Origin of the sequence: Sphingobacterium sp. Ag1 (assembly GCF_000988325.1) — a bacterium.
Taxonomy (GTDB): domain Bacteria; phylum Bacteroidota; class Bacteroidia; order Sphingobacteriales; family Sphingobacteriaceae; genus Sphingobacterium.
Genome location: NZ_LBGU01000026.1, coordinates 34,166 through 51,245 on the forward strand (window position 1 = coordinate 34,166; position 17,080 = coordinate 51,245).

Here is a 17,080-nt window from a genome sequence, read left to right on the forward strand (position 1 = left end):
TAACAAATATACTAAAAACGACCTGAATACTAATAAAATTAGTAAATAAATTTTACTTTATATAAACGGCTCATCCTATCCACCGTTTCAGCTGACCCAATTTGCCAGTAGCCTCGCCAAAACGGATACGCTAAAAAGTACACTCATCACGTAAAAATCAGCGTAACATCGCATCATTTTTATAACGAATATCACCAAATAATCGTACCAAAGTCGATGATTTGTCTACACACCTCGCTTTCGTCATTTTGGCTACAATCAAGCTCAATTTGGCAACAGGTACCCTATGCTTTCTTTAGACATTTGTTATATGGAATCAAACAATAAAACAATGCAAAAGACAATTTTCATTACAGGAGCTTCTTCCGGATTGGGAAAAGCGACGGCCAAACTCTTTCAACAGGCAGGTTGGAATGTGATCGCAACCATGCGAAATCCCGAAAATGAAACCGAACTTACCGAGATCGAAAACATAACGCTATTAAAACTAGATGTTACCGATCCTGCCCAAATCAAAGATACTGTAGATAAAGCGATCTCTTTAAGCAACATTGATGTCGTTTTCAATAATGCAGGTTATGGATTAATGGGTGCCTTTGAAACCTTGAGCGACGAAAAAATACTTCGTCAAATCAACACCAATCTATTGGGCGTATTGCGCGTTACACAAGCATTTATCCCTTATTTTAGAGCGAAGAAAGGTGGTTTATTTATTTCGACCACATCCATTGGCGGCTTTATGGGATTCCCGCTACATTCCATGTATCATGCGACAAAATTCGCTTTGGAGGGCTGGAGCGAAAGCATGTCCTTTGAATTGAAACAATTTGGAATAGCTATCAAAACAGTTGCTCCGGGCGGAATAGCGACAGATTTTGCAGGTCGCTCTTTGGATATGAACCGAACTTCCGATTATCAGGACATTGAAGACAAACTGTTCGAACAAATGGGTCTGATGATGCAAAATGCATCCACGGCAGAGCAGATTGCCCAAGTGGTGTATGAAGCTGCAACGGACAATAAAGATCAAGTACGCTATCTGGCAGGCGACGACGCACATGCACTCTATGAAAGACGACTACAAATCGGAAAGGAAGCGTTCAGGCAAGAAATCGCAAAACAATTTGGCGCCTGATTTTTTAATTAAGCAACTGCCGCTAAGGCAGTTGTTTTTTGTAAATTTGTAAAACAAAAACAGGATGCATACGATCAATTCCATATCCGAATTTCACCGGCAATTGTCCTTGCCGGCCCCTTTACATCCGCTCGTCAGTGTAATTGATGTCGCTGGAATAAAACCTGCTGAAAGCGACATCTGGGAGCAGTTCTGTGTGAATTTCTACAGTATTTCGCTTAAAAAAGACGTTACTGCAACATTAAAGTACGGCCAACACTATTATGATTTCGACAAAGGAACGATGAATTTCATCGCGCCCAAGCAGATCCAATCGTTAACGATTGCTGAAATCAGAAAGATGAATGCCGAATGCGGAAAAGGTTACATGCTGCTATTTCACCCCGATTTTTTGTATACCCACCCCCTGGCCACCAAAATAAAAAACTACAATTTCTTTTCGTATGCGCTAAACGAAGCATTACATCTCTCCGAACGCGAAGAAAAAGACATTATAGAAATTTTTCTTAAAATCGAACAGGAATATCAGCATATCGACAAACATACCCAAGGAATTATTCTGTCACAAATTGACATGCTCTTGCAATACAGCAACCGGTTCTATGAGCGTCAATTCATTACCCGGAAAGCCGTTAACCATGCGTTGCTAACTCAATTGGAAAAATTACTCGATGATTATTTCGACAGCGAGGAAACCTTAAAACAAGGACTTCCAACGGTAGAGTATTTGGCAGAAAGCCTTCATGTATCGGCTCGTTATCTAAGCGATTTACTCCGTTCCGTTACCGGTAAAAACACACAACAGCACATCCACGACAAGTTAATTGAGGAAGCCAAGGAAAAGCTCACGGCGACAAGCCTTTCCGTGGCAGAGATTGCCTACAAACTCGGTTTTGAACATCCACAATCGTTCAACAAACTGTTTAAGAAAAAAACCAATGTTTCACCGCTAGCATTCAGGCAATCGTTTAATTGATCCCGTTTAATTGCCTTTAAATGACTTTTCTTTTTTAATATAGCTTTACTTTTGTCGCAGATTTATCCCGTTCGGGATTGAAGAAGAGCAAAATGAAGAAAGAATCACGCATCATATCGCTCATTGTTGGTGGCACACTGTTTATGGAGATGCTCGACACCACAGCGATATCCACAGCCTTACCCAAAATGGCACATGATTTTGAGAGTAATGTGGTACACCTCAGTGCGGGCATTACTTCATACACCGTCATGCTGGCCGTGTTTATACCGATCAGCGGGTGGATCGCCGACCGCTACGGCGCAAAAAAAGTGTTCAATACCGCAATTATAGGATTTATACTTTCGTCGATCGCTTGTGGACTGAGTACCAACTTGACATCTTTCGTTATAGCGCGCATCTGTCAGGGTACAGCCGGGGCACTTATGGTACCGGTTGGTCGTCTCATCGTACTGAAGCATACCGCAAAGAAAGATCTGGTCGATGCGATCGGTTATATTGCCTGGGCCGGATTATTAGGCCCTATTGTTGGTCCCGTACTGGGCGGATTTTTTACGACCTATTTTAGCTGGCACTGGATCTTCTTTATCAACATACCCTTCGGCGTATTTGCGCTGTGGGCCGTGCATACATTTATCCCGGCAATGGAATCTGAAAATAGCCGTCCACTTGATATCATCGGTTTTTTAATCAGCGGAATTGGCCTTGCCGGCATCATGCTGGGCACCGAAATGATCGGCGCAGCCAACGGAGATTATACCAAACCGCTTGCTACTATCCTGGCAAGCTTTGCCCTGATGGCTGTCGCAGTATGGCACTCCAAACGTATCCAGTACCCCTTGATCGATTATCGTATCCTCAAAATAAAGACTTTCCGGGTTACAGTCTATTCCGGCTCGATTACCCGTATGGTGATCAATGTTGCTCCTTTTATCTTGCCCCTTATGCTACAGCTGGGTTTTGGATTGAGTCCATTTCATGCAGGCCTCCTCTATATGGCCAACATGCTGGGCAGTATGAGCATGAAACCGGTAGCTATTTGGATCACACGGCGGTTTGACTTCCGTAAGGTTTTGATTGGGAACGGTATTATTTTAACAATTTTTACGGCCGGACTTTCCCTGCTTTCCCTGCAAACGCCGATCTGGCTTGTGGCCATCGTATTCTTTTTCTCGGGGCTTACACGGTCGCTCCAGTTTACCAGTCTGAATACCTTGGCCTACGCAGACGTACCCAATGGACAGCTCAGCAATGCGAATACGCTGTATAATACGGCACAGCAAATGGCACTGGGTATGGGTATCGCCCTGGGAGCGGTAACACTTCACCTGGCAAGCAGCTATTATCAGGATACCGTTTATCAGATGCGGGATTTTAGCTTGGCCTTGCAGTTAATTGCTGGCTTATCCCTGCTATCCTTAATCGAGTATTTCAAAATTAAGCCAAGTGACGGTGCCAATCTAAGAGGTTTGCCTTCACCAAAAGAAGTGCAGAAGGCCGCTTAGTCCTTTAGATTTTTCGGGCTGTAGGCAAACTGTTTGCCGGAAAGCTCCAGCAGATACAGCTTTAGTTAGTGCAAAAACAGCTGCTCAAAAATATGAACAGCTGTTTGTTATGTTTGTATAATTGGGAATAATTACTTTATGTCTCTGGTTAGATCTTCCCGTACTTTCTGTACAAAAGCAAGCGAAACCTTCGCAACACGCACGATAACATCATCAGCAAGCTTAAGTTCGGTAATCAAATTTTCCACTACCTCATAGCTTTTTGCCTCAGCGCCCCGTTCCAATCCTTGTTCGACACCTTGTTCAATGCCTTGTTCAATGCCTTGTTTAATGCCTTGTTTAATGCCTTGTTTAATGCCTTTCTGAATAGCCTCGTTAAGCTGTTGCTCCTGATATTGGCGCACTGCTTCAGCATCCCATTTACGTTTTAGACTTACATCATACATTGCTCGTTCCTCCTTATTCAACTTTGCGTATTCCGCTATTTTAAATAATTTTTCAAATATAGGCTTTTTCAGATAGCCCGGTATCTTGTTCAGCTTGGACATATTACGTAAAACATAAAGCCAACGATCAAGATCAGTTTCTAATTCCGCCTCTACTTTTGTAAAGTTACGCAATTGAACGTAAATAAACCCTAACTCTTCATAAAAAACGCGACCTGTCTTCCTGTTACACAAGCAAATATCGTGAATAACAGCGCTGGATTCATCCGCCTGTGAAAAAGTAAATCCATCCATAAGTACAACGATATACACTTCGGTTATCGCATAATTCCACGCTCGCCGTTTTCCTTTGGGAGCCTGATCCGCAATAAGCTTACTGCCGTAGTAAAGCATACGCTTTTTCAAATTTATCTGTGCAGTACGCTGTACTTCAATCACAAACTTCTCTCCATTATCAGCTGTACAGATCAGGTCAAAGATCACGGTCCCGATCTCCTCACTATCCCCTACATATTCATTCTTTTCGTACAATAAATCGACAATACTTTTCCGTCCACGGAATAACTCATTCAATAGGGAAATCAGTAAATCCTTATTAGGTTCAGATCCAAAAATGCGCTTAAATGCATAATCTGAAACTAGATCTATATAAACGGGCTCGTTCATAAATATAATAATTGGTTGTTGACTGTAAATTTCGAAAAAAGAACTTAATAAAACTAATATTTTTAGTAAAAAAATACAGATTCCCGAAGAGCTACCGTCAACGACTATGCAAAGGCTGTATTGATAACTTCCGTTACATTTAGGCTGCCACTGAGTACATCCCCATTGGGCGTCCGGCTAAAAACAACTGGTACCATAAGGTTATCAGGAACGCGATTGAGTTGTGTGGTGAGTCACCTGCGGCAGATCATGAAGCAAACGGACAAGTCCGCAAAAGCATTTTTTACCGCCTTGCAGTGCAATCTCAAAAAGATCCCCGATCTAAGCGATACCTTGAGAAGTGGAAAACGCGCATAGCCGTCCTATAACACTACCCTGGGAAGAACATTGTCTGAGCAAAGACCTCGTCTACTAACAGGAATGATTCAAATAACGGGGTAAGCAATGTTGACGAAACCGAAGGCAGGTAGGGATTTTGCGCTGTACACTGTCAATAATAATTATTAGCTTTATTTAAATTACTGACTAGTGCATTTCGACAATGAACTATTTTATCTCTGAACAGCTTTATAACATAGGCAAATGGCAAAATCTATTTTAACAATAACCCTGAACCCATCCGTAGACAAGAGTACCAGCGTACAACATATCGTTCCTGAAAAGAAATTACGCTGCGAAAAACCTGTATATGAACCCGGTGGCGGCGGAATTAACGTATCTCGTGCCCTGAAAAGACTTGGTTTGGCTTCGACTGCTCTGTTTACATCCGGGGGAAAGACCGGCAGTCTGCTCGAAAGCTTATTGAAGCTGGAAGATATTGCTATAGATCCTATTCGGGTGAATGGCGAGACCCGCGAAAACTTTATCGTGGTTGACAGCGCAACGAATCAGCAATATCGATTCGGGTTTCCAGGCGAACAAGTTGAATCCAACGAGCTGGAAGGGATTAGGACTTCAATTGATGAACTCACGGATATCCCGGATTTTGTCGTTATCAGCGGTAGTATGCCAGCTGGAGTACCGCCCGAATTTATACGGTCACTGATTAACACGTACAAAACGAAGGGCAGTAAAATACTAATTGATACATCTGGCGATGCACTTCGCCTTGCACTGGATGAAGGTGTCTTTTTAATCAAACCGAACGCGGGCGAGCTCGCGGCTCTTGTGGGAAAAGAAGAACTGGGGCATTCCGATCTGGATATAGCCGCCCAACAGCTAATTTCGGAGGGGAAAGCAACGCTAATCGTGGTCTCGCTAGGTGCCCAGGGCGCTATATTATATTCAAAAACAGAAAAAATCCAGCTACCTTCCCCAGTGGTGAAGGTGCGCAGTACCGTCGGAGCAGGTGACAGTATGGTCGCTGGAATGGTGTCTGTTTTAGCTCAGCAAGGCGATCTGGAGCATGTCCTTCAGATGGGAATCGCCTGCGGCTCGGCGACCACGATGGCAGAAGGAACCGGGCTATTCGCCAAGAAAGATGTCGACCGGTTGTTTTCGGAAATAAAAAAAAGATAAAATTGAGGATTTTGCCTTACAAATGAAGATGTTACCTTACAAAAAGGCGCACAATCCTGTGCACCTTTTTGTTCCACTCATCTTTTCCGTTTACCCAATCTGGCCAATAGCCTACTTGTCGCGAAACTGACCAGCGTGCCCAAGGCAGCCGTCCCAAAAAAATTAACCTGTAAGGGTTTATATTCCGTTCCTCTCACATTAAGTTCCCAAGTCGCAAGCACAATTTCCTCAGCTTTGCTAACTGCAAAAGATTACCAGAGTGCACACCGATTGAAAATAGTGTCAAATCTCTACTTCCCATTGTGCAGTAAATACTGTTCATCAATTCATCAGGCTCTCTGTTATTTGCAATGGGGACAAGCTGACTTGCTTCGGGTAATGGAAGTTTTAAATAATTTAAAAGACTAACAAAATAGCCTGATTGTGGTTTAGACTGTACAAGTGATTGTATTTCCAGTTCAAGAAAAATCCGTTTGGCTGTATTGCTACTTAAACCGTGTTTGCAGCATTTTAACAGAAGGCAGTCGTACCCCTGCTTTCAGCACGCCGGCCTTATTTTGTCGGCAATATTTCCCGATATTTCATTGTAAAGAAAATCTTTTTCATAGTGTAAATTTAACTGTAACCATTTAAATATTAAAAACTGTAACTGTATTGATTTATTTCTATTCACGAATTTTGCTTAAATAAATACATCATTGGAAATGAAAATTCATAATTTTAGCGGCGGTCCCGCAGTCTTGCCTCAATTTGTCTAGGACAAGTTGGCTGATGCAATCAAAAACTATAATGGAACCGGGCTTTCTTTACTCGAAACATCTCATAGGTCTGCAGCTTTTGCTGAAATCCTTAGGGAAACCGAACAGCTGCTCCGTGAACTTCTTTCCGTAACGGAAGATTATGCAGTACTTTTTCTAGCAGGCGGGGCAAGCCAGCATTTTACAGCAAAAATAGGGCGTAACTAATTAAGATACATGCACATCTGAATATATAAATGAATTGGAAAAATTAATGAAAATGAAATTTGAATGATAAAAAAATCCAACATAAAATTATTAAGTAACCAACAGGATTTCAAAGATTTTTATCTGAAAGAAGCGCCAGCGAGTTTTTGTGAAGAGTGCGGCAATATTGCGTATGAACACGGCAGCGGCTTTTTGGAAATTGCCCGATTGGAAGATTTAAAAAAACAACAGAAAAATACCAAAGGACAGCAAACTCGGCGTAGATTTTATTCAATGATTTTATTGGCGGAAGGCGAAATTATAGAAACCATCGGACACCAAAAGTTCAATTTCAAACCGCAAACGATGTACTTCGTGAGCGAAAGTCAATTGCACGCCATTGAATGTTGGAGCGATGACGTGAAAGGCATTTACTGTATGTTCGATGCAGATTATTTTTTGCTTTGCATCAAGCATCAGATTAAGCTCAATCAGTTCCCTTTTTTCCAAATTGATAAAAAGCCATACATACAACTATCCAAAAGAGAAATGGAAATGATAGAGCATTTGTTCTGGAAACTCAACAGTGAAAAATGTATGAAAACAACCTTCAATGATGATTTACTGACCAGGATGTTTCTCAATGTAATTTTGCTCGAAGCAGAACGGATTTACAACAGACAAACTATACAGGAAAATTATTCATTGTCTCGTAAAGACCTAATTGTTTCAGAGTTTCAGCTTTTGGTAACACAGCATTTTATAGAGAAAAAACAAGTGAATGATTATGCCAACATGTTGTTTGTCCATCCGAATTATTTAAATGATTTGGTAAAAGAAGTTACGGGTCATACCGCAAGCCATTTTATCCAAAAACAGTTATTGCAAGAAGCCAAATCAAGACTATTGCAAACGAGCGATACCGTTTCGATGATTGCATCGGAACTTAATTTTACAGACGATTCTTATTTGAATCGTTTCTTTAAAAAACAAACAGGATTAACTCCTTTGATGTTTCGTAAAAATCATAAACATTAAACTTTACCAATTTTATCTGTAACGGGAATAGCCAAACCAAAATTGTTTAATCACACTGAAAATGATTATTTTGGAACCAGAACAATATCTCTTTACCCATCAACCGCTATTTTCTTGAATTGAGCTATTCCTTCTAAATAAGGACTGGATCTAACTCTGAATTCCATGAATCTATCAAATCTTTGATTTGTACAATTTTCTCAAGGATAAGTCTAAGGATTGTAGTTTAAGTCCATCCTACCTTTGTATCATTGGAAATTTTTAAACAATGAAAAACGAAATGCAAGATACAGCGCAAGTTAACAATTTAGAACTCTTACAATTCTACGCCGAATGGTGTCAGCCTTGTAAAATGATGATGCCAATTGTAGAGTTGATAAAGCAAAAGTCAATCAATTGGTTAACCGTAAAACAAATTGATGTTGACGAGAACTCCGAACTTTCTGGTAAATATCAAATTCGTTCAATCCCAACTTTTGTAGTATTAAAAAATAATGAAGAAATATGGAGAAAAACAGGCATGCTCTCTGAACATGCTTTTCTGGACATTTTAAAGTCGCTCGATAAATAATTTATTAATATTAAACTACAGTAAAATTATGTCAAATCAATTTAAAGATATTCAAAAACCACTGTTACTTCAGTTCACCGCAGAGTGGTGTGGACCATGTAAGTTACTTGCTCCAATCGTTAATCAAGTAGAAGAGAAAATTAAAGAAATAGCCGATGTAAAACGTGTGGATGTCGACCAGGAAGGAGAGTTGACGGTTGACTTTCATGTTAGAGGGGTTCCAACGTTAATCCTTTTAGATAAAAACGGAAATATATTTTGGCGTAATTCAGGACTGATTTCAGAAAAAGATTTGCTAAAACAAATAGAACGTTTGAAATAGCCCCCAACAAAATATACAATTAAATTTTTCAACTATGAATACTACAAAATGCTTGATTATCGGTTCGGGCCCCGCAGGATATACAGCAGCTATATATGCTTCACGCTCCGGCTTAAACCCTTTACTATTTACAGGTGTTCAAGTAGGCGGACAGCTTACAGAGACGACTGATGTTGATAATTTTCCAGGTTACTCTGATGGTGTTCAAGGTCCTGCCATGATGGACGATCTACGTCGGCAGGCTGAACGATTCGGTACTGAAATTGTGAACGAAGTAATTACAGATATCGATTTTTCTGACCGTCCTTTTAGAGCCATTACGGAAAGTAAAAAAGAGTTTTTAGCCGAGACTTTAATCATTGCCACAGGAGCTTCAGCCAAATGGTTGGGTTTACCTAGCGAAACCAAATACAATGGTCGTGGTGTCTCGGCCTGTGCTACTTGCGACGGATTTTTTTATCGAGGCAAAGAAGTTGTTGTGGTCGGTGGTGGCGACACGGCAATGGAGGAAGCGGTTTTTCTCGCCAATATCGTGGAGAAGGTTTATCTTCTGGTAAGGAAAAATACTTTTCGTGCTTCGCTGATTATGCAGAAAAGAGTTCAAAATATTTCGAATATAGAAGTCTTATTCAATACCGAACTCAAAGATATTTTGGGCGATGAATCTGGTGTGAATGCTGCCAAAATTTATAACAATATCTCCAAGAAAGAAGCCCAATTAAATGTAAGCGGAGTTTTTATTGCCATTGGCCATACGCCCAATACTCAATTGTTTGCACAAGATATTTTGTTGGATGAAACGGGATATATCAAAACTATTTCTGCTAGTTCCAAAACCAATATTTCCGGTGTGTTTGCCTGTGGCGATGTGCAGGACAATGAATACCGGCAAGCGGTTACAGCAGCTGGTTCCGGTTGTATGGCAGCGATAGATGCAGAGCGTTTTCTATCTTCACGTATTCAGAAAAATGGAATTACTTGTGTGGATTCGCCTTTGCAAATATCCACAATCATAACAAAAAACGGAATGCGTTGTATTGAAGACTCATTAATTATTTCTGAAATTAATTGATCAATATTTATGGACAGGAGAAAATTTATTACCAAAAGCGGCTTAATTGCGTCAGCTTCCTTTATACCGGATAGTTTGATGTTATTTGCTAGGTGGAACGAAAAAGACGACAAGGAGTTTTTTGATGTTATCATTGTTGGTGGGAGTTATTCTGGTCTTTCTGCTGCACTGGCATTGGGTCGTTCTTTGCGAAAAGTGCTTATCATTGATAATGGAGAACCTTGTAACAGATTTGCCCCCCGTTCTCATAATTTCATCACGCAAGATGGCGAAGTACCCAGCAGTATTTCTGAAAAAGGTAGAAAACAAATCTTGAAATACGAAACCGTCTTTTATCATCAGGACACAGCTTTGGAAGCTAAAAAGTCTAATGATATTTTTGTTTTAAAAACGAAAAAAGGAAAAGAAATTACTGCAAAAAAGATTTTATTTGCTACAGGACTAAAGGATTTAATACCTGGTATCAAAGGTTATTCGGAATGTTGGGGCATTTCGGTTTTACATTGCCCTTATTGCCACGGTTATGAATTGAGGGGCGAAGAAACAGGCATTTTAGGCAACGGAAATTTAGCATTTCATTACGCACAGTTGATTTCCAACCTAACCCAAAAATTAACCGTTTTTACCAATGGAAAATCAGACTTTTCTGCAGAACAAAATGAATTATTAAAACGCAATAATGTAAAAGTGGTGGAAGAAAAGATTACAGCATTGGAACACCAAAACGGAAATTTAAAATGTTTGCATTTAGCCAATCAAACTGCATTTCCATTGGTTGCATTGTATGCTCGACCTGGTTTTGAGCAAAATTGCAAAATTCCGATGACCTTGGGCTGTGACACCAATGAGCAGGGATTATTGGTATTGGATAATAGCCAGCAAACCAACATTTCAGGTGTGTATGCTTGTGGCGACAATTCCGCATTTCGTTCCATTGCCATAGCCGTATCAACAGGTTCCATTGCCGGTGCAGCGATCAGTGCAGCATTGTCAATAGAAAAATTTAACTTTTTAAAATAACAATTTCCAATGAACATGATCATTCATTACATTATTTATTCCATATTCATCGGCGTAGGAGCTACGATCGTGATGGATTTGTTTACGGTTTTCCTCAAAAAAGTTTTCAATATTCAATCTTTGGATTTTGCCATTGTAGGACGTTGGATTGGAAATTTCAAAAATGGGAAATTTGCTCACAACAATATTTTACAGGCCAAAAAAATCAATGGCGAAAAAGTCATTGGTTGGACTGCTCATTATTTCATCGGCATTTCTTTTGCGTTTTTACTCTTACTGATTTGTGGGTTAGATTGGGCACGAAATCCTACTTTTTTACCTTGTATCCTTATTGGCTTAGCCACAACAGCAGCACCTTGGTTTATGATGCAACCCGCATTTGGCTTCGGTATTGCTGCATCCAAAACACCTAATCCCACAGTCTCAAGATTACTTAGTTTACAGGCACACGCTGTTTACGGAATCGGTTTGTATTTAGCCGCTCTTTTATTTAAAACGGTAAACCTATATTAGGATGATACAAAAGAGCAAGCTGAAGTTGGACAGAGCCCTACTTTTCTTTCCCTATGCTTTGCAAATACAATTTTGAGTATCCTCCGGGGATACTCTCTTTGCTTAATAATACCATTAAACCCTTTTTTAGTATACTGTCCAGTATACTTTAAGTCAAATTTGAATTTAGCAGCGGATTAAAATCCAGCAAAAGCTTTCGTATTCAACCATTTCTACCCCACGAAACTTCATGTTACTTTTAGGAATTAGTTCAAGATAATTCGATTTGACAAATGCTACATTTTAAGGTTTCTCTATATTACACAACGAAATTCATTAAAAATTTAGTACGACTTAACAAACCTAAAAAATATTACAAAATCGACACTTATTCGTATTTATTGAAAAATAAAAGACTAAATATCAACTACTAACACTTTCTGTATAGTGAAATTGTCGGTGAATTGAGGTGCGGAAAGATGTCGATAGGCTGTTTTCGGAAATTAAAAGAAGGTAAAAATTGAGGATTTTACCTTACAAATGAAGATGTTGCCTTACAAAAAGGCGCACAATCCTGTGCACCTTTTTGTTCTACTCATCTTTTCCGTTTACCCAGTTTGGCTAGTAGCCTACTTGTCGCGAAACTGACCAGGGTACCCAAGGCAGCCGTCAGGGCGGTCTGCAATACATCGCCCAGCGAGATGCTGGCCCAGATGGAACAGATGGTACCGCCGATGGCCGAGACGCGCATATCATTCACTTTCATCCATCGCGCTCCTTTCTTCGGTATTTTCGGTCTCATTTTTTACGGACCTATGCTCCCGCGTGCCGTCCGAGGGATCCTTATCATCTACCTCCGGCCGCTGCTCAGCTTCATCCAATACCGTTTCCACGATACCGAGCCCCAAGGCCAGGTATTTTAATGCATTCCCCACCTTACCCGGCAGCTTAACAGGTGAAGCCAACAGCAGCTGCAGCACCTGTCCTATTTTATTGAAGATCTTTTTCATGCTTATTCTATTTAACAATGTTCACTTGCCCTGTATCGGGCGACGCTCATTCGACCTGCACTTCGACAAGCCCGTGCAGCATCAGTTCGGCCACAAGTTGATAGAACTTTTTGTACGCGACGCCCGAGGCTAGCAGGCGGTAGTCGCCATCTTCCAGTACACACTGATTGCCCACCAGCACACAGCCAGCAGTCTCTTTATAGCTACTCCCCTTGTGGAAGTAGACATAGCTAAAATTATGAATATCACGTATTTCAAGCATACCGCGGTGCATTTTGGGGTAATCGTCGTAGTAACGGCCATTCATCGCCCCCTCGCGGTTAAATCCCAGGGTGTAGTGCCCGGCTGGTATGGCGGTCTCTCCCCTTATCTTCACGGGACGCGGAATATTCTCCAGACCGTAGCAGATCAATTGATTGTTCACGTAAATCTCGGACAGCGTGCTATGCTTGCCCTGTTTTGTGCGAAGTACTTTTATCGTTGATTTCATACGCAAAATTTAAATTAGAAAAGACCGAGGTATTGACTTCTGGAGTACAGGTTTTCATCACGATCATGTAGGAGCAGGTACAGGTGCACCGGCCTATCATGCAGCATGGATGGCAGCTCGATCGTCATCTGGAGATCCTTCCGCAGCACCTGCTGTTCGTTGATGGCCGCCTGCTCGCCAATAATATCATAAGCACAGAGCATGACCTGGTCGTCCCATTGGCTATAATCTTTGATGTTGGATTCGGTTGCATCCCAGCTCAGCCGAATTGTATTGGACATACGTATGCAGGTATTCACCGCGAGTGGAGACAGCATACCATTGCTGATTTTTGCCAGGGCGGGCGCTATCTGAAAATCCGGATATTCACCCTGTATCACATTGGTCAGCGTATGCGACATGGCCCGGCCAAAAGCCGCCTGCACCGTGCACTTGCTATGGGCAAAACCTTTAAGGATAAGCGGATACAGTGGATTTAAAAACCGGCGTGCCAGTCGAAAGCGCTCCTGTGCCGCCTGCCTACGTGTCGGATCTTTAACCTGCTTTTTAAACTCAGAAATCACCAGCATAATCGTATCGTTTTGTGTTTTAAAAATCGGGAGGAGCCACATGCTCCTCCCGTTCAATTACTCCATCAGTGGCTAAGCCAGGTCAAATTCTCCCAGATAGGTACTTTTGGACACTTTTTCGGCCTTGCGGTCGGTAAAGAAGATCCATACGTGCCCCTTGCTACCAAGCAAGTGTGCCGGAATCGCGATGTCTATTGTACCGGCGGCACGGGTCGGCGGAGTTGGCGCTGTCATAAATTCATCCTTTTCGGGTGAATAGACCAAGATAATGACCTGATCATCGGCCTTGGTTTTGTAAAGGCTGTTGAGGATGGTATCCCAGTAGAGGGAAAGAATTCCGCCACTCACAGCAGCTTCCATGCCACCGCCGTTGAGGTAAGAGCCCGTACTGATTTCGATCTTACTGTAATCCAAGCTAAAGTTTGGATAAGTACCGGTTACCGCCTGGGCGATATTGAGCTGCAGTGCCACGTTGGTCGGTGTCATCTTTTCGGTTTTCGAGAGCCCAAACCCGACCTGCAGGATTGGCGTGATCGGCATCAGGAATTTGGAAATTTTCAGAAAACGCTCCTGTTGGATCAGCTGTTCTTCGGACATCCCTTTCGTCCGCTTTTTGGGCAAGCCCTTGAGGTAGTTGATAGATTTCCAGGACGAGGCGATCACCGCGCCGACTTTACCACTTGCTCTTCCGATTACACCATTGTTGATTGTTGCCATGTTGTTTTTTATTTAAAATTTAACCACCATAAAGCTTTCATTTATACCGGTATGTATTGCTTTACTTCGACAAACATACCACATCAAACAGCCCCTTGTCAATAGCGCAAAACAAGTTGGCGGAGACTGGTCGGCGGTATCCCGGCTTTTGTCGGCGCGCTGTCGGAGACCATAGGATAGCGGGCATAAAATAAGCTGCACAATCGGGCACATCCCAGAGACGGAGTCGTCTGGCCCTTCAAAAATTACGGGGTTGAGCTGCCGTCTCAGGCCTTTGTTTCGGACCAGCTCCGTACCTGCTTCGGATCAGCAATAGATCCTGTACAGATGCCGAACAGACCTTGACCAGCCGCCGAACAGGGAAACACTGTTCAGCAACGGGTCAACAGTGGCTGCTCTCTTGTTCATCTCCGAAGGCAATACGAAGCAGGTACGAACAGCATAGGGATTTAAGGCATTTGCCGCGGCCATTTTTTATATTCAGCCACATACAGCTGCACCACATCTTTTTTGAGAAAGAGATCCGCATTGCCCTCTTTATAGGTAGCTTTGAGCAGGCCTTTGGCAATACGGCGCTCGATGGTGCGCACACTTTTGCTCAAAAAATAAGCGACTTCGTGGATGGTCATTGTACCCGTCAGCCTGTGGAGCTCCGTATACTGCGGTTCCTGCAGCAGGTCCAGGATACGGTCCAGCTTAGTTTCTAGCGGCGTATATCCGACGCTTGGTTTTAGTTGAAAAGAATAGTGGATTTTTAGATGAATACCTGTCGCATTGGACACAAAACGAGTAATGATCCCCTTTTGATCAGGAGATCCTTTGATAAAAAACATACATGGGCATGGTTAGCTCGACTAACCGCCGAAATCCAGATCAGCAGCAGACCTGTGGTCTATTGCGCTCGGTCTATCTAAGTTCATACTAGTGGGATGATTCAATTGAGCGGAATAAGGTAATCCCATCCCTTATGCTCCAGCTTATTAACGTTATCCAAAAATTTTGTTAGATTTCTACTCTTCCGTACCCATTGCGTTGCCACCAATAGCTTTTCAATATCCATTTCAGTCATTGCATTCCGCAGGCTATCAAATGCCTCTTTGCGCAATTCAAGCTTAGATGTATTTGGGGGCACGGGATAGCGGATAAGCATCATGTTGACGCGGCAGCCGCTGCTGATGCGGAAATACCATTTATCCAGTCCGATTGCCTCCAGTTTCTCCATAAACCGGTCCGCTTTCCGTCTTGTCCCGTCCATCAAAATGACTTCCTTCTCCCCTTTGCTCGAAAAGTAAAACGGCACATCAAACATGCGCACGGCCAGTTTTCTTGTAAAGTCGGTTTCAAATTTAGCGTGGCTATAGAGAATGTCGTAAAGCGATCCGATGACGATCTTTTCATCTAAAATAGTTGGATGAACGACGTGTACTATTCTTTCGGGCAGCTGCCTACCGAATAGTGAAATTGCGTTTTGAGGTGTACACCACCATAAATGACCTTGTTTAAAAACATAGCCGACATAGCAGTAGCAGCATACACTCACCAAAGGCATGTAATGCAATAAATAACTCCGAAATAAATTGGTGCTGTTGTTATTTCGGCGCACGTACGCGATCAGATAGATAAAACAAAGGTAGACAAGCAACAGTACCATTGTCGTCGAAAGGACGGCCCATGCTCTCTGCGACTTGGGTATACCTTTGATCTGTAAGCGCCCCTCTTTCAGCAGTTCCAATTCAGGATATTTTTTTTGCCATTCGATCCAGGCTATTTTTAGGCAGATGCGGATCAACAGCCCTGCAATAATAATGGCTAAAGCAAAAGTTACTGTCCAGACGCGATACGTACAGGTCCCGAACCGTTCCAATTTAATTCCTTTATTTCCAATCAAATTAAACAACATGGAAAAGCATAAGCTCCCCAGGCATAGCTTAAAAAAATGCTTCATATTAGTCCGTCAAGCGCCAATATTTAGGTTATATCTACATGTTTGAACATCTAAATTAATCAAAATTTTCAAGTTCTAGGAAATATATCTGGCTCTTCAAAAAGATTAACCTACTAAATGTGGTAGGTTATTTTGAAACACTAGGTTTAACGACCAGTAACATAAACATTTGTCAAAATTTAAAATGTATGAAAGAAAATTTTGACAATGCAGGTGTGGCGCAAAAAGTAGCCACCCTTCTCGCGCTACCGTTAGCAGATCGCGCACTAGAGCTACAGGTGATGAAAGACAATTTTACGGCGTGGATGGAACACCATTTTAACCTGCAGCCCCATCAGGTGGTGCAGCTTAACAATCTTCCTGCTGAGCTTCGGAAACAACTTAGCACGGCTATCAGCAATTATCTCATGCAAGGGTATACGCTGCAGTTTCAAAAAGACCAAAAAGAAGAAGATCCGGATTTCAAGGAACTTAGCGTTCACGGCCTTGATCAATGGCAGGATGATGTCGTGAAGGTGACCTTTACTCCTCTTTTTATACGGATTTCATACAGCGATCCGCAACGTTAATCCAATCCTACGTTATCCAGATTCAAATCCCGTCGGTCTTTCCGAAATCCAGGCCGGCGGGATTAAAATAACCTA

20 protein-coding genes are annotated in these 17,080 nt (G+C 41.9%); 12 read left to right on the forward strand and 8 right to left on the reverse strand.

The features are described from left to right. Positions 1-331: 331 nt before the first annotated feature. The 3 genes from AAW12_RS04840 (at position 332) to AAW12_RS04850 (ending at position 3,616) form a co-directional block, all read left to right on the forward strand. Complete coding sequence (locus AAW12_RS04840; RefSeq protein WP_046672550.1) at positions 332-1,135, forward strand: SDR family oxidoreductase; 804 nt, start codon at positions 332-334, stop codon at positions 1,133-1,135. A gap of 64 nt (positions 1,136-1,199) precedes the next feature. Then, entirely contained in the window at positions 1,200-2,111 is a 912-nt protein-coding gene (locus AAW12_RS04845) for a helix-turn-helix domain-containing protein (protein ID WP_046672477.1), read from the forward strand. Positions 2,112-2,203: 92 nt separating this feature from the next. After that, complete coding sequence (locus AAW12_RS04850; RefSeq protein ID WP_046672478.1) at positions 2,204-3,616, forward strand: DHA2 family efflux MFS transporter permease subunit; 1,413 nt, start codon at positions 2,204-2,206, stop codon at positions 3,614-3,616. Positions 3,617-3,747: 131 nt separating this feature from the next. On the opposite strand, the gene AAW12_RS04855 is transcribed toward AAW12_RS04850, so the two are convergent. After that, entirely contained in the window at positions 3,748-4,728 is a 981-nt protein-coding gene (locus tag AAW12_RS04855; RefSeq protein ID WP_046672479.1) for an Rpn family recombination-promoting nuclease/putative transposase, read from the reverse strand. A gap of 582 nt (positions 4,729-5,310) precedes the next feature. On the opposite strand from AAW12_RS04855, the gene AAW12_RS04860 reads away from it, so the two are divergent. From AAW12_RS04860 to AAW12_RS04895, 8 genes are all read left to right on the forward strand, one after another. Then, the gene (locus AAW12_RS04860) at positions 5,311-6,246 is read left to right on the forward strand and encodes a 1-phosphofructokinase family hexose kinase (RefSeq protein ID WP_046672480.1); all 936 of its coding nucleotides are present in this window, start codon (positions 5,311-5,313) and stop codon (positions 6,244-6,246) included. A 764-nt stretch (positions 6,247-7,010) separates the two neighbouring features. Further along, positions 7,011-7,211, forward strand: a complete 201-nt coding sequence (locus AAW12_RS04865; protein WP_046672481.1) for an aminotransferase class V-fold PLP-dependent enzyme — start codon at positions 7,011-7,013, stop codon at positions 7,209-7,211. 63 nt (positions 7,212-7,274) lie between these two features. Then, positions 7,275-8,228 (forward strand): helix-turn-helix domain-containing protein, encoded by a 954-nt coding sequence (locus AAW12_RS04870; protein WP_046672482.1) that lies wholly within the window; start codon positions 7,275-7,277, stop codon positions 8,226-8,228. A 268-nt stretch (positions 8,229-8,496) separates the two neighbouring features. Continuing rightward, the gene (locus tag AAW12_RS04875; protein ID WP_046672483.1) at positions 8,497-8,799 is read left to right on the forward strand and encodes a thioredoxin family protein; all 303 of its coding nucleotides are present in this window, start codon (positions 8,497-8,499) and stop codon (positions 8,797-8,799) included. 28 nt (positions 8,800-8,827) lie between these two features. After that, the gene (locus AAW12_RS04880; RefSeq protein ID WP_046672484.1) at positions 8,828-9,121 is read left to right on the forward strand and encodes a thioredoxin family protein; all 294 of its coding nucleotides are present in this window, start codon (positions 8,828-8,830) and stop codon (positions 9,119-9,121) included. Positions 9,122-9,155: 34 nt separating this feature from the next. Beyond that, positions 9,156-10,193 (forward strand): thioredoxin-disulfide reductase, encoded by a 1,038-nt coding sequence (trxB, locus tag AAW12_RS04885; RefSeq protein ID WP_084823077.1) that lies wholly within the window; start codon positions 9,156-9,158, stop codon positions 10,191-10,193. 9 nt (positions 10,194-10,202) lie between these two features. Beyond that, positions 10,203-11,213, forward strand: a complete 1,011-nt coding sequence (locus AAW12_RS04890; RefSeq protein ID WP_046672485.1) for an NAD(P)/FAD-dependent oxidoreductase — start codon at positions 10,203-10,205, stop codon at positions 11,211-11,213. 9 nt (positions 11,214-11,222) lie between these two features. Further along, positions 11,223-11,726 (forward strand): DUF2938 domain-containing protein, encoded by a 504-nt coding sequence (locus AAW12_RS04895; protein WP_046672486.1) that lies wholly within the window; start codon positions 11,223-11,225, stop codon positions 11,724-11,726. 574 nt (positions 11,727-12,300) lie between these two features. Here AAW12_RS04895 and AAW12_RS26180 read toward each other — a convergent pair. The 7 genes from AAW12_RS26180 to AAW12_RS04925 form a co-directional block, all read right to left on the reverse strand. Then, positions 12,301-12,507 (reverse strand): hypothetical protein, encoded by a 207-nt coding sequence (locus AAW12_RS26180; protein WP_156167541.1) that lies wholly within the window; start codon positions 12,505-12,507, stop codon positions 12,301-12,303. Next, positions 12,458-12,715: a hypothetical protein gene (locus tag AAW12_RS04900; protein ID WP_046672487.1), complete on the reverse strand. Its 258-nt coding sequence runs from the start codon at positions 12,713-12,715 to the stop codon at positions 12,458-12,460. The genes AAW12_RS26180 and AAW12_RS04900 overlap by 50 nt, the downstream gene beginning before the upstream one ends. A 46-nt stretch (positions 12,716-12,761) precedes the next feature. Beyond that, positions 12,762-13,205, reverse strand: coding sequence for a DUF5675 family protein (locus AAW12_RS04905; RefSeq protein WP_046672488.1), 444 nt, complete (start codon positions 13,203-13,205; stop codon positions 12,762-12,764). Between the two features lie 14 nt (positions 13,206-13,219). Then, a complete protein-coding gene (locus AAW12_RS04910; protein ID WP_046672489.1) occupies positions 13,220-13,816 on the reverse strand; it encodes a DUF6266 family protein in 597 nt (198 codons plus the stop codon). 30 nt (positions 13,817-13,846) lie between these two features. Beyond that, positions 13,847-14,491, reverse strand: a complete 645-nt coding sequence (locus AAW12_RS04915; RefSeq protein WP_046672490.1) for a DUF6266 family protein — start codon at positions 14,489-14,491, stop codon at positions 13,847-13,849. Between the two features lie 449 nt (positions 14,492-14,940). Continuing rightward, positions 14,941-15,324: a hypothetical protein gene (locus tag AAW12_RS04920; RefSeq protein WP_046672491.1), complete on the reverse strand. Its 384-nt coding sequence runs from the start codon at positions 15,322-15,324 to the stop codon at positions 14,941-14,943. A 101-nt stretch (positions 15,325-15,425) separates the two neighbouring features. Continuing rightward, positions 15,426-16,436, reverse strand: coding sequence for a hypothetical protein (locus AAW12_RS04925; protein ID WP_156167543.1), 1,011 nt, complete (start codon positions 16,434-16,436; stop codon positions 15,426-15,428). Positions 16,437-16,651: 215 nt separating this feature from the next. Between AAW12_RS04925 and AAW12_RS04930 the strand changes: the two genes are divergently transcribed. Continuing rightward, a complete protein-coding gene (locus AAW12_RS04930; protein ID WP_197083977.1) occupies positions 16,652-17,005 on the forward strand; it encodes a hypothetical protein in 354 nt (117 codons plus the stop codon). Positions 17,006-17,080: the final 75 nt, after the last annotated feature.

Excerpts from the sequence above, each read along its gene's own strand:
- AAW12_RS04900 (WP_046672487.1), bottom strand. The coding sequence starts at position 12,715 with ATGAAAAAGATCTTCAATAAAATAGGACAGGTGCTGCAGCTGCTGTTG.
- AAW12_RS26180 (WP_156167541.1), bottom strand. The coding sequence starts at position 12,507 with ATGAGACCGAAAATACCGAAGAAAGGAGCGCGATGGATGAAAGTGAAT.
- AAW12_RS04850 (WP_046672478.1), top strand. The coding sequence starts at position 2,204 with ATGAAGAAAGAATCACGCATCATATCGCTCATTGTTGGTGGCACACTG.
- AAW12_RS04905 (WP_046672488.1), bottom strand. The coding sequence starts at position 13,205 with ATGAAATCAACGATAAAAGTACTTCGCACAAAACAGGGCAAGCATAGC.
- AAW12_RS04840 (WP_046672550.1), top strand. The coding sequence starts at position 332 with ATGCAAAAGACAATTTTCATTACAGGAGCTTCTTCCGGATTGGGAAAA.
- AAW12_RS04915 (WP_046672490.1), bottom strand. The coding sequence starts at position 14,491 with ATGGCAACAATCAACAATGGTGTAATCGGAAGAGCAAGTGGTAAAGTC.
- AAW12_RS04895 (WP_046672486.1), top strand. The coding sequence starts at position 11,223 with ATGAACATGATCATTCATTACATTATTTATTCCATATTCATCGGCGTA.
- AAW12_RS04880 (WP_046672484.1), top strand. The coding sequence starts at position 8,828 with ATGTCAAATCAATTTAAAGATATTCAAAAACCACTGTTACTTCAGTTC.
- AAW12_RS04845 (WP_046672477.1), top strand. The coding sequence starts at position 1,200 with ATGCATACGATCAATTCCATATCCGAATTTCACCGGCAATTGTCCTTG.
- AAW12_RS04890 (WP_046672485.1), top strand. The coding sequence starts at position 10,203 with ATGGACAGGAGAAAATTTATTACCAAAAGCGGCTTAATTGCGTCAGCT.
- AAW12_RS04925 (WP_156167543.1), bottom strand. The coding sequence starts at position 16,436 with ATGAAGCATTTTTTTAAGCTATGCCTGGGGAGCTTATGCTTTTCCATG.
- AAW12_RS04920 (WP_046672491.1), bottom strand. The coding sequence starts at position 15,324 with ATGTTTTTTATCAAAGGATCTCCTGATCAAAAGGGGATCATTACTCGT.
- AAW12_RS04870 (WP_046672482.1), top strand. The coding sequence starts at position 7,275 with ATGATAAAAAAATCCAACATAAAATTATTAAGTAACCAACAGGATTTC.
- AAW12_RS04910 (WP_046672489.1), bottom strand. The coding sequence starts at position 13,816 with ATGTGGCTCCTCCCGATTTTTAAAACACAAAACGATACGATTATGCTG.
- AAW12_RS04860 (WP_046672480.1), top strand. The coding sequence starts at position 5,311 with ATGGCAAAATCTATTTTAACAATAACCCTGAACCCATCCGTAGACAAG.
- AAW12_RS04875 (WP_046672483.1), top strand. The coding sequence starts at position 8,497 with ATGAAAAACGAAATGCAAGATACAGCGCAAGTTAACAATTTAGAACTC.
- AAW12_RS04855 (WP_046672479.1), bottom strand. The coding sequence starts at position 4,728 with ATGAACGAGCCCGTTTATATAGATCTAGTTTCAGATTATGCATTTAAG.
- trxB (WP_084823077.1), top strand. The coding sequence starts at position 9,156 with ATGAATACTACAAAATGCTTGATTATCGGTTCGGGCCCCGCAGGATAT.